This is a genomic window from Lentzea sp. NPDC020367, from assembly GCF_044387305.1.
Classification (GTDB): domain Bacteria; phylum Actinomycetota; class Actinomycetes; order Mycobacteriales; family Pseudonocardiaceae; genus Lentzea.
This window is the reverse complement of record NZ_JBIRVV010000014.1, coordinates 32,981-44,635: the sequence shown is the minus strand read 5'-3', so window position 1 is coordinate 44,635 and position 11,655 is coordinate 32,981. Positions and strand designations below refer to the sequence as shown.

The 11,655-nt window shown below is 69.7% G+C and carries 7 protein-coding genes; 3 read left to right on the top strand and 4 right to left on the bottom strand.

The window, feature by feature from the left end; all coding sequences use genetic code 11:
* Positions 1–371: 371 nt before the first annotated feature.
* The 3 genes from ACH413_RS38920 to ACH413_RS38910 form a co-directional block, all read right to left on the bottom strand.
* On the bottom strand, positions 372–4,619 hold the full coding sequence (locus tag ACH413_RS38920; RefSeq protein ID WP_360046044.1) for a hypothetical protein: 4,248 nt from the start codon (positions 4,617–4,619) through the stop codon (positions 372–374).
* Positions 4,620–4,637: 18 nt separating this feature from the next.
* On the bottom strand, positions 4,638–6,314 hold the full coding sequence (gene ettA / locus ACH413_RS38915) for an energy-dependent translational throttle protein EttA (protein WP_360046042.1): 1,677 nt from the start codon (positions 6,312–6,314) through the stop codon (positions 4,638–4,640).
* Positions 6,315–6,575: 261 nt separating this feature from the next.
* Entirely contained in the window at positions 6,576–6,971 is a 396-nt protein-coding gene (locus ACH413_RS38910) for a single-stranded DNA-binding protein (protein WP_360046040.1), read from the bottom strand.
* Between the two features lie 414 nt (positions 6,972–7,385).
* On the opposite strand from ACH413_RS38910, the gene ACH413_RS38905 reads away from it, so the two are divergent.
* The 3 genes from ACH413_RS38905 to ACH413_RS38895 are packed head-to-tail and all read left to right on the top strand — an operon-like array spanning position 7,386 to position 9,720.
* Positions 7,386–7,997, top strand: a complete 612-nt coding sequence (locus tag ACH413_RS38905) for a TetR/AcrR family transcriptional regulator (RefSeq protein ID WP_360046038.1) — start codon at positions 7,386–7,388, stop codon at positions 7,995–7,997.
* The gene (locus tag ACH413_RS38900; RefSeq protein ID WP_360046036.1) at positions 7,990–8,913 is read left to right on the top strand and encodes an ATP-binding cassette domain-containing protein; all 924 of its coding nucleotides are present in this window, start codon (positions 7,990–7,992) and stop codon (positions 8,911–8,913) included. The genes ACH413_RS38905 and ACH413_RS38900 overlap by 8 nt, the downstream gene beginning before the upstream one ends.
* Positions 8,914–8,922: 9 nt before the next feature.
* On the top strand, positions 8,923–9,720 hold the full coding sequence (locus tag ACH413_RS38895; protein WP_360046034.1) for an ABC transporter permease: 798 nt from the start codon (positions 8,923–8,925) through the stop codon (positions 9,718–9,720).
* On the opposite strand, the gene ACH413_RS38890 is transcribed toward ACH413_RS38895, so the two are convergent.
* Positions 9,717–11,648 carry a cytochrome c oxidase assembly protein gene (locus tag ACH413_RS38890; RefSeq protein ID WP_360046032.1) on the bottom strand — a complete coding sequence of 644 codons (1,932 nt, stop codon included), beginning with the start codon at positions 11,646–11,648 and terminating at the stop codon, positions 9,717–9,719. The two genes, ACH413_RS38895 and ACH413_RS38890, sit on opposite strands and share 4 nt — an antisense overlap.
* Positions 11,649–11,655: the final 7 nt, after the last annotated feature.

Genomic DNA, 11,655 nt, shown 5'->3' with positions numbered 1-11,655 from the left:
CTCCACGCTATCCGGCACCTCTGTGTGCCGGGTCCGACCCCACCCTAGATGGGGTGGCGGCCGTCACCGGCAACGGGAGGGGCACTGACGGGCCACTGAATCGTGGGCTGAATCGAGTCACATCATCAGTGGCGACAAGGCTTTTCGCATCGTGCGACGCGCCGGGACACCAGCCGGATCCGGCAACCTCCACCAGACCCGGCACCCGGCCGATCCGCAGCATTCATCCGATCATGGGTGTGACCACCACCGAACCGCGGGAGATCACCGACCCGCCCGCGCCAGGCAGCCGTCCCGACGCTCCCGCGCCTCGTCCCCCGCCACCGGCCGGGCGGGGTTGGGCAAGGCTTGAGGTGTGGTGCTGGCCACCATCACGCCCCCGGCAACGTCCAGCCCGCCGGCCCGTCCGGACGAACGCGGCGAATGGGACCGGTGGTCTCGCTGTCGGGCGCGGCACCCACCGGTGCGATCGGCCCGGTCTTCTCCTGCTCGGACTCCGCGGGCGGCTTCGAGAGGAAGTAGGACTCCTGATTCGGCTGGGGGGTGCCGAACGACGGTGTGGTGTTGAAGGCGAGGTCCGTGCCCGGCCGGCTTTCCGGCTCCACCGGGGACAGCCCGAAGGACTGGCCAGGCCGGAAGGAGAGGTCCGAACCGGCCTGGGGATCCGCCGGCTGCGTGCCGAACGGCGGGGTCGAGCCGAACAACGCGCTCGAGGAAGCCGCGGCCTCTGCCGGCGGCTCCTGCGGGGAGCCGAAGGACTGGCCAGGCCGGAACGCCGTGTCCGAACCGGACGAGGTGTCCGCCGCCGAGTCCTGCTGCGAACCGAAGGACAGACCCGTCCGGAACGACGCCTCCGCACCGGACGGGGAATCCCGCTGAGTGCCGAACGACAGACCCGACGGAAAGGACGTCTCCGAACCGGACGACGCGTCCGCCGCCGGATCCTGCTGCGAACCGAACGACAGACCCGTCCGGAACGACGCCTCCGCACCGGGTGAGGCATCCGCTGCCGGGTCCTGCCGGGTGTCGAACCGGCCAGGCCGGAACAAGGCGTCCGAGCCGGGCTGGGTCTCCGGCGCTGACTCGTGCCGGGCACCGAACGACTCGTCCCGCCGAAACAACGCCTCCGAACCGGGCGAGGTGTCCGCCGCGGGGTTCTGCCGGTCGCCGGGCGGGACGTCCGCTGCCTGGTCGTGCCGCGCGCCGAACGACAGCCCCGTCCGGAACAACGCCTCCGCACCGGGCGGGTCCGCGGCCGCCGGCTCCTGGGAGCCGAAGGGCCGGCCCGGCTGGAAGAGCGCGTCCGAGGACGGCGGGGACTCCGCTGACCGTCCCAGCTGCGGGCTGAAGGGGCTGTCTTGGCTGAAAGGGGTGTCCGAGCCGGCTTGAGAGTCCGTCGCGCCCTCTGCCGAGGGGCGTTGTGCGCCGGACGACTCTCCTGCCCCGAAGAGGGCGTCCGCGGTGGCGGCCGGCTCGGCCTCGGCGGGGCGTTCGGGAGTGGCTTCCTGCTCTGGTTCGTCCGCTGACCAGTGCGGGGCGGCCAGGTCTGCCGCTTCGACCTGTTCCTCGTCGGAGCGGCGGCCCGTCTCGTAGGCGACCAGTGCCTCCGCCAGCAGGTCGGCGAGGCTCAGGTCGCTCGGCCTGCGGCGGCTGCTGGGGCGGCCGGTTCGATCGCCGGAGTCGTTCGTGGTGGCGCTCGGTGCGTCGGCCGGGGTCGACGTGGCCGGGTCGGGCTGGGCGACCGCGCGGAAACCTGTCTCGGTCGGCGCCTCGGAGTCTGCCGAGCCGGAGCCTGACTGGGCGCCGAAGGCCTGGGTGCCGAAGCTGGACTGCGTGCCGAATGCGGATTGCGTGCCGAAGCTGGTCTGGGTGCCGAACGTCGGCCGGGACTGCTCGGCCTGCGACTGCACCGGCACCGGGGTCGTGGGGATGTCCGAGGCGTCGTCGTCCACGTCCGCCGAGCTCAGGAACGTGGTCGACATCAGGTCCGGCTCCGGGGCCTGCGGGATCTCGGCCGGGGTCGGCACGGACGGGATCGGGTCCGGGATGGGCGGGAGCGGCTTGGGCTCGGGTTCCTCGTCCGGGTGTTCCGCGGGAGCCGGTGGGGTGGGGATGGAGGCGACGGGCTTCGGCTTCGGGGTGCTGAAGTCGAGACCGCTGAAGTCCAGGTCGGGGAGCTTGCGCTCGTCCGGGTCCGCGGCGGCGGCCGGGAAGCCCGCTGCCGGGGTGTGCAGCGGGTAGGACGGCTCGTCGAGGTGCGGACCGAAGTCCGGTGCCGCCGGTGGGCGGGAGAACGCCGCGGACAGGCCTGAGCGGGTCGGGCCGTCCGGGGTGTCCTGGTCCGCGAAGTAGTCCGGGCGAGCGGGGCCGCCGGAGTCCGCGAAGAAGTTCCGCGGCTGCGCGGGTTCTGCCGCCGGGTCGGTCTGGCGCAGGCTCGACGGGGGTTCCACGCGCCACGACGGGGTGTCGGACTGGGACTCGGCGTCGCGGGCCCGGCGACGGCCTCCTGCTCGCAGGCCCTGGGCCTTGAGCATGTCCAGCACGCTTTCCGACTGGGAGTTCGACGCCTCGTCGCGCGCGGCGGCCTCGGCGCGGGCCGCTTCCTCGCGGGCAGCGGCTTCTCTGGCCGTCTCCTCGCGTTCCACGGCCAGGCGGGCGACCTCCTGGTGCGCCGCTTCCTGACGGGCGACGTCCCGGCGGACCGCTTCCTGGCGGGCTGCCTCGCGGCGGGCCTCCTCCTGGCGCACGGCGTCCTGACGGGCCGCCTCCTGCCGGGCCAGTTCCTGCCGCGCCGCTTCCTGGCGAACGGCTTCCTGCCTGGCGGCTTCCTGGCGCGCGGCCTCTTCGCGGGCCGCTTCCTGCCGCGCCGCCTCCTGGCGGGCCGCTTCCTCGCGGGCGGCCTCCTGGCGCGCGGCCTCCTCGGCGGCCTGGGCCTCGCGTTCGGCCTGAGCTCGCTGTTCGGCGCGGGCCTGGCGTTCCGCCTCGATCTGGCGGCGGGCCTCGCGCTGCAGCTCCATGAGCTGCTGCTCGACCTTGCGCTTGCGTTCCTGCTCGACGGTGAGCTGCGGCTGCGGCTCGGGATCAGGAAGTGCTGGGGTGACGGGGATTTCGGCGATCGTGGTGGGCCGGTCGTCGTCGATCTCACCGGCGGCCACGCGAGCGGCGCGGCGGCGGCCGCTCACCATGGCTCCCGCGGACGCGATCAGACCGGAGGCGGGGACGGTGCGGTCAGAGGAGGAAGAAGAGGACGGCAGGGATTCAGGTGGCAGTTCCACTTGTTCCGGAGTCTTGTCGTCGGGCTCGCCGAACGGCTGGACCATGCGCCACCGGTCGGCGGCGTGTTGTCGTGCCGCGGACAAACCTTCCACGGTCATGTCTTCGGCAGCGCGGCGGACGCGCTTGACCTTCAGCCCATCGCCCTTGCGGACCTGGACCTGACGCCACTGCCGAAGTTGTTGCTTCAGTGCGGCGGTCAGCACGCCGTCGGTGACCACCTGCATGCCCTCGATCGGGCGGAGCACGCTCGCCAGCTGTTGGTGCAGATCGGCCGGCTGACGGTGGACACCGGAGAACTCGGCGGCGAGCCGGGCGCGCACCGCGTAGACGGCACGGGCGCGGCGGCGTTCGGCGGCGTGGGCTGAGCGCAGGTTCTTCAGCGCGTCGGCCAGTTCGCCGGACACCTCGTGCACGTGGGCCAGTGCGAGCAGGCTTTCGGCCAGCAACGTGTCGAGCTGGTGGCGTTCGGCGCTCGCCGCGGCCTCCCGCAGCATTTCGCGAGCCAGCGCGACCCTGCCCGCGGGCAGGTGCACGCGCGTGGCCAGAGCCAGGCGCAACCACCCCGTCGTGGACGCCGACGGCGCGCGCACCGGCAGGTCGAGCATCGGGCTGCCGACGTCGCTTGCGTCGAGCAGGCGGTTCGCGTCCATCAGCGAGAGCACCAGTTCCAGCGTGAGCCGGCCGACGCCCTGGCCGCTGTCCGCGGACGGATCGGAGAACCTGCTCAGCAGATCGAGGCCTTCGCGTGCGGCACCGATGGCGGCGGCGAGATCGCCCCACCGCCGGTGCTGCGCGGCCTGCACCGCGCGGATCAGACCGCGCAGCAGCAGACGCGTGTCGTCGTCGAGCGTCGTGTCGGCGACGTAGAGCTGGTCCGCCTCGGCGAGAGCCCGCGTGGGCTCGTCGCCGCGGCCGACCGTGACGAGGCATTCGCTGGCCTGCACCAGCGCCGAGGCACGCAGTTCCGCGGGCACGTCCGGCGCTTCGAGCACCGGCGTGACCGCGGCGAACCCCGTGAGGGGCGCTCCCACGGACCGCGCGCACGCCGCGAGTTCGACTCGCAGCAGCCACGCGGTCTCGTGTTCACCGGCGGCCTCGGCCGCCTTCAGCGCGTCGATCGCCCGATCGGCGATGCGGACGCCGCGGCCCACGCGGTTGCCCGCGAAGACCACGAGCGACTCCGCCCGCAGGCGGTCGGCTTCGTCGCGGCGGGTGGCTGCGAGCGCTACCGCGCGCTCACCGAGCACCAGAGCGAGCTCCGGTGCCCGCCAACGCAGCATCCAGGCGGGCACGACCAGCGTGCTCACCTCGACGTTCGCCTGCGCCTCGCCCCTCGCCGCCACGACGTCGCCGTTGCCCTCTCAGTCCCGTGTCAGCTTGCGGTACGTGACACGGTGCGGCCTCGCGGCGTCGGCACCCAGGCGCTCGAGCTTGTTCTTCTCGTAGCCCTCGAAGTTGCCCTCGAACCAGTACCACTTCGACGGGTCCTCGTCCGTGCCCTCCCACGCGAGGATGTGCGTGGCGACGCGGTCGAGGAACCACCGGTCGTGGGAGATGACCACGGCGCAGCCGGGGAACTGCTCGAGAGCGTTCTCCAGCGAGCCGAGGGTCTCGACGTCCAGGTCGTTGGTCGGCTCGTCCAGCAGGATCAGGTTGCCGCCGAGCTTGAGCGTGAGCGCGAGGTTGAGGCGGTTGCGCTCACCACCCGACAGCACTCCGGCGGGCTTCTGCTGGTCCGGACCCTTGAAGCCGAACGCGCTGACGTACGCGCGCGACGGCATCTCGACGTTGCCGACGTGGATGTAGTCGAGTCCGCCGGACACGACCTCCCACACGTTCTTCTTCGGGTCGATGCCGCCGCGGTTCTGGTCGACGTAGGACAGCAGGACCGTCTCGCCGACCTTCACGCCACCGTCGTCGGGCTGCTCGAGACCGACGATGGTCTTGAACAGCGTCGTCTTGCCGACGCCGTTCGGACCGATGACGCCCACGATGCCGTTGCGCGGCAACGTGAACGACAGGCCGTCGATCAGGACCCTGTCGCCGAAGCCCTTCTTGAGCTTGTCGACCTCGACCACGACGTTGCCCAGACGCGGGCCCGGCGGGATCTGGATCTCCTCGAAGTCGAGCTTGCGGGTCTTCTCCGCCTCGGCCGCCATCTCCTCGTAGCGGTCGAGACGCGCCTTCGACTTGGCCTGGCGGGCCTTGGCGCCGGAGCGCACCCACTCCAGCTCGTCCTTGAGACGCTTCTGGAGCTTCTGGTCCTTCTTGCCCGAGATCGCGAGGCGCTCGGCCTTCTTCTCCAGGTACGTCGAGTAGTTGCCCTCGTACGGGTGGGTCTTGCCGCGGTCGATCTCGAGGATCCACTCGGCCAGGTTGTCCAGGAAGTACCTGTCGTGGGTCACGGCGAGCACGGCGCCGGAGTACTGCGCGAGGTGCTGTTCCAGCCACAGGACGCTCTCCGCGTCCAGGTGGTTGGTGGGCTCGTCGAGCAGCAGCAGGTCGGGCTTGCTCAGCAGCAGCTTGCACAGCGCGACCCGGCGGCGCTCACCACCGGAGAGCTTGGTGACGTCGGCGTCCGGCGGCGGGCACCGCAGGGCGTCCATCGCCTGGTCGAGCTGCGAGTCGATGTCCCACGCGTTGGCGTGGTCGAGCTCCTCCTGGAGCTTGCCCATCTCCTCCATCAGCTCGTCGGAGTAGTCGGTCGCCATCAGCTCGGCGATCTCGTTGAAGCGGTCCAGCTTCACCTTGATCTCGCCCAGGCCCTCCTGGACGTTGCCGAGGACGGTCTTCTCCTCGTTGAGCGGCGGCTCCTGCTGCAGGATGCCCACCGTGTAGCCGGGGGCAAGGTAGGCCTCGCCGTTTCCGGGTGTGTCCAACCCCGCCATGATCTTGAGCACGCTCGACTTGCCGGCGCCGTTGGGACCGACCACACCGATCTTCGCGCCGGGGTAGAACATGATCGTGACGTCATCGAGGATGACCTTGTCACCGTGCGCCTTGCGCACCTTTTTCATGGTGTAGATGAACTCGGCCATGGTCGCGATCGTAGAGCGGTGCTCAGAGGCTCCTGACCTCGGTCGCCGACAAGCGGGCGCTCACCCCCGGAACGAGCGTCACGCGACTCGGTGACCAGCCCGTTCCGTTCGAACGTGAACGACTCTCGGCGATCGGTCCTCAGCGGCCCCGATCTACGAGCTTCCCTCCTTCTTCGTGGATCGCAGTACGTACATCTTCTCCGGCGGCACCGCCGGATCGGGCGGGTTCCCGAAGTCCGGCACGGGGTTGCCCCGAACGGCTCAGAACGGAACGGGGACCTCGGCGACATCTTCGGCGGCCCGCGGTTCAACGAGCGGGGCGGAGCCCAGTGACTGCACGCGACTCAAGTCCAGCCCGACGTGCAACGCGTCGAGGCTGAACGCCTGCCGCTTCACGTCGTCCTTCTCGTAATGACGAATGCGCAGCTTGCCCTGGACGATCACGGGATCACCCTTGGACAGCGTCGTCTTCACGCTGTCGGCGAGCTTGCGCCAGCACAAGACACCCAGCCACAACGTCTCGCCGTCCTCCCAGTCGCCCAGCGCCGTGTTGTACCGGCGCTCGGTCGAGTTGATGCGGAAGAACGCGTTCGTCCTGCCGTCCTCGCCGTGCTTGTAGGTGATCTCGCTGACGACTGTGCCAACAACGGTGATCACGGTGGAATTCCAGGACATCGGGCTTGCCTCCAGGTCACGGGTTCTGGTCCAGGTTGCTCCGGAGGCGGGCGGCCGAGGTGGGGCGGCAGCGGATCTGTGGACAACTCGCGAGCTGTGGACAGGTCGAGATCTTGAACGGCCTCGAATCGCGAAATTGTCAGGGGTCTCTGCTAGTGGCGCGGCCCGGAATGTCGGCTGGGTAATCCACGCTCAGCAGGGCACCTCGCGACACCGCCCCCACGCCCCCGTACAACCAGTACGAGGACGCGGGGGTGGCGCCGCGATGCACCCGTCTGACCGCGAATTCGCCCGGCGACATTCCGAGCCACGCCACTAGTGCCACGCTGGAGCGAGCCGAGTGAGTGAGCGCCCACTCATTGACATGAGTGAGGACTCACTCATACAGTTGCGGACGTGTCAGAGGAACCACGCCGCCGCCGCGCCCCCGCGATGAGCCCGGAAGATCGCCGCGAAGCGATCGTCCAGGCCACGCTGCCGCTCGTCGTGAAGGCCGGCGCGAACGTCACCACCAGTCAGATCGCCGCCGCGGCCGGCATCGCGGAAGGCACCGTGTTCCGCGTCTTCAAGGACAAGGCCGAGCTGCTCGACGCGTGCATCCAACGCGCGCTGCACTCCGACGAGGAAGTCGCGAGCCTGGAAGCGATCCCGGCGGACGTACCGCTCGAAGAACGGCTCACCGCGGGAGTCGCGATGTTCAGCGGCTACCTCGACCGCATGTGGGGTGTCATCGGCGCGCTGCGCGAGTCCGGCTATCAGCCGCGCGACGAGGACCACAAGAAGCACAAGGGACCGCCGATCGGCATGCAGCAGCTGTCCGACGCCGTCGCCGGTCTGTTCGGCGACGCGGACCTGCGCGTCAGCCCCGACCTCGCCGGACGGATGCTGCTCGGCGCCGTCTTCACGAACCGCATGGGCTCGGGCTTCGGTCAGATCGCCGCCGAACCCGCCGCCATCGTGGAGCTGTTCCTGCACGGAGCACTCAAACCAGGGGGAGCAAATGACTGAGCTCATGATCGAAGCCCACGAGGTGAGCAAGAAGTTCGGTGACGTGACCGCTCTCGACAGCGTGAGCGTCACCGCGAAGAAGGGCTCCGTGCTCGGCCTTCTCGGCCACAACGGCGCCGGCAAGACCACGCTGGTCAACCTCCTCACCACGATGCTGCCGCCGTCGGGCGGCAGTGCGAAGGTCGCGGGGTTCGACGTCGTGAAGCAGGCGCACGAGGTCCGCAGCCGCATCGGTCTGACCGGCCAGTTCGCCGCCGTCGACGAGCAGCTCAGCGGTCACGACAACCTCGTGCTGATCGCCCGTCTGCTCGGCGCCAGCCGCAAGCAGGCCCACCAGCGCGCGGACGACCTGCTGGAGCAGTTCGACCTCACCGACGCCGCCAAGCGCAACGCCAAGACCTACTCCGGCGGCATGCGGCGGCGCCTCGACCTGGCCGCGTCGCTGGTCGGCAACCCCGAGGTGCTGTTCCTGGACGAGCCGACCACCGGCCTCGACCCGGCCAGCCGCCTCGCGATGTGGGAGATCGTCGAGAAGCTCGTCGCGGACGGCACGACGGTGCTGCTCACGACCCAGTACCTCGACGAGGCCGACCGGCTCGCGGACTCGATCACCGTGCTGTCCCACGGCAAGGTCGTCGCGTCCGGCACGAGTTCCGAGCTCAAGGCGCAGGTCGGCCAGCGCACGGTGACCGTCACGCTCGACTCGGTGTCCGAAGTGGACGTCGCGTTGACGGCCATCAACTCCGTGGGGCTCCATCCCGTCGCGGAGGGCCTCACGCTCACGACCCCCGTCAGCGGGTCACGCGACCTTGCGACGGTCGTGCGCGCGTTGGACGACAACGGCTTGGAGGCGCACGAAATCGGCCTCAAGGAGCCCACGCTGGACGACGTCTACCTCACTCTCGCCGCGAACTAGGGGGCAATCATGGCGACCTTGACCTGGCACGGCAGCAGTTACCCGACGCAAGTCCTCGTGCTGACCGGCCGTTCACTGCGCGCGCTGCTGCGCACGCCCGCACTCGTCTTCTTCAGCATCCTGCAGCCGTTGATCATGCTGACGCTGTTCAGCCAGATCTTCGGCAGCATCACGTCCACGGCGAACTTCCCGCCGGGCATGAGTTACATCAACTACCTGCTGCCCGCGATCCTCGTGAACACCGCGATGCAGTCCTCTCTCGCGTCCGGCATCGGGCTCGTGCAGGACATGTCGAACGGTGTGCTCGCACGGTTCCGTTCTCTGCCGATCCGTCCGAGCACAGTTCTGTTGGCACGCAACCTGTCCGACGCGGTCCGCACCGCGTTCCAGCTGGTGCTGATGATCCTGTTCGGCGTGCTGGTGTTCGGCTTCCGCCCGGACGGCGGCATGGTCGGCACCCTCGCCGCACTGGGTCTCGCTCTGGTCGTCGGATGGGCGCTGAGCTGGGTGTTCATCGCGATCGCCGCGTGGGTCCGCAAGGCGGAGCTCATGCAGACCGTGGGCTTCCTGGCGATGTTCCCGCTGATGTTCGCGTCCAGCGCGTTCGTGCCGGTGGGCGGCCTGCCGGGCTGGCTGCAGGCGATCGCGAAGATCAACCCGCTGACCTACGCGGTCGACGCCGCCCGCAGCCTGGCGCTCGCCCACCCCGTCACGGGCGTGCTCGGCGCACTGGTCACGAGCGGCTCGATCGCGGTGATCGGCGCGTTCTTCGCGGTCCGCGGATTCCGCCGCCCGCTGTCCGTCTAGTCCTTACCCGCCATTTTGCGCAGCATCGCGTTGTAGGCCTCGAGGTCGGCGTCCCCATCGGCGTCGGCCTTGCGGTCGTACCGCTTCGCGTCCCGGCCGTCCTGCCGCGCCCACTGCGTGAGCAGGGCGACCATGACCACCAGCAACGGGATCTCCCCCGCCGCCCACGCGATGCCGCCGCCGAGTCGTTGGTCCTCCAGCAGGTTCTGCACCCACGGCAGCGCCAGGCCCCGGTAGAACTGCTCGCCGATGACGGTCGCGGAGCTCATCAGCACCACGCCGAAGAACGCGTGGAACGGGATCGAGGCGAACAACAGCCCCAACCGGCCGAGCGGCGGCAGCTTGTTCGGGGACGGGTCCACGCCGATCACGGGCCAGTAGAAGACGTAGCCCGCGAGGATGAAGTGCGCGTTCATCGCGAGGTGCGCCCAGTGGAACGGCAGCGCGGCCTCGAAGAGTCCCGAGAAGTACAGCGCGTAGAAGGACCCGACGAACAAACCCAGTGCCACGAAGGGATTCGTCAACAACCGTGCGACCGGTGAGTGCACGAAGGCCAGCACCCACTCTCGCGGACCCGGCACCTCCTTGTTGACCGGCAGCGCACGCAACGCCAGCGTGACCGGTCCACCCAGGACGAACAGGATCGGCGTCAGCATGGACAGCACCATGTGCGCTTCCATGTGCACGCTGAACATCCCCGGCGAGTACCGGCCCATGCCCGACGACGTCGCGAACAGCAGCGAGAAACACCCGCACAGCCACGCGACCGTGCGTCCCACCGGCCACTTGTCGCCGCGCTTGGTCAGCCTGCGCACGCCCAGCACGTAGAACAGGGCCAGGGCCAGCGCCGCGGTGCCGTAGATCAGGTCGAAGCGCCAGTCGAACAGGATGGCCGCGAGCGTCGGCGGGCCGTCGAGGTCGTAGCCGATCGCGATCTCCGTGCGGCTGGGCAGTTCGGTGCTGCCGCCGGGCGGAGGCGTGCGGGCCAGCGCCACGGCCAGGCCGATCGTGAACATCATCAGCAGGACTTCGAGGCCCGCGAGCTTGAGCAACGCGTGCGGCTTGCCGTCGACCACGCCCTTCACGCCACGTTCGCGCTGGAAGTAGCCGAACACGCCGAGCAGCAGCAGGCACGCCAGCTTGCCGAGCGTCAGCCAGCCGTAGGTGGACGTCACGAGGTCGACCGGCGTGATGCGCACGAGCGCGTTCACCACACCCGAGACGGCCATGACGATCCAGCAGACCAGCGCGATCTTCGAGAACCTCGTCGCGGCGAGGGGAAGGTGTGCGCCGCCACGCCTGCCGTGCGCGAGCAACGCGATCAAGCCACCCACCCACAGCACGGCGGCCACGAGGTGGAACAACAGGCTGTTCGTCGCCATGTCGTGCGAACCGCCCGACGACGAGTGGCCCGTGACGGCGACCGGCACCAACGCGAAGATCGCCCCGAACAGCAGGACCGTCGTCCATCCCCACGACAGCACCAGACGGCAGCCCAGCGCGAGCAACGCCACGATGATCGCCGTGAACAGCCACGCCTTCGACTGCTCCAGCAGCATCGCCGTCGCGATCATCTGGCTGAAGGTGAACGAGCTCACCGGCCGGTCGATCGCGGCCGCCGTGGTGAACGGCACCGACAGCAGGGCACCGACCAGCCACACCAGCGCGAACCAGCCGGCGGTGCGCATCGCGGCGTAACCGTCCGCTGCGAGAGTGCCGGACTTCTGCGGTGGCACGAGGAACGCCGCCAACAACAACGAGCCGATGGTCACCACCGCACCCGTCTCGGTCAGCACGCGCACGATCTGCACCCCTACCGGAGGGTTGCTCTCGATCGAACTGAGCGCGACGGCGGCGAGGGACGCCACCGCGAAGCCGATGACGACGAGGGGCACCAAACCCGTCTTGGTGGAGCGTTCGATTGGCACGCCTGGA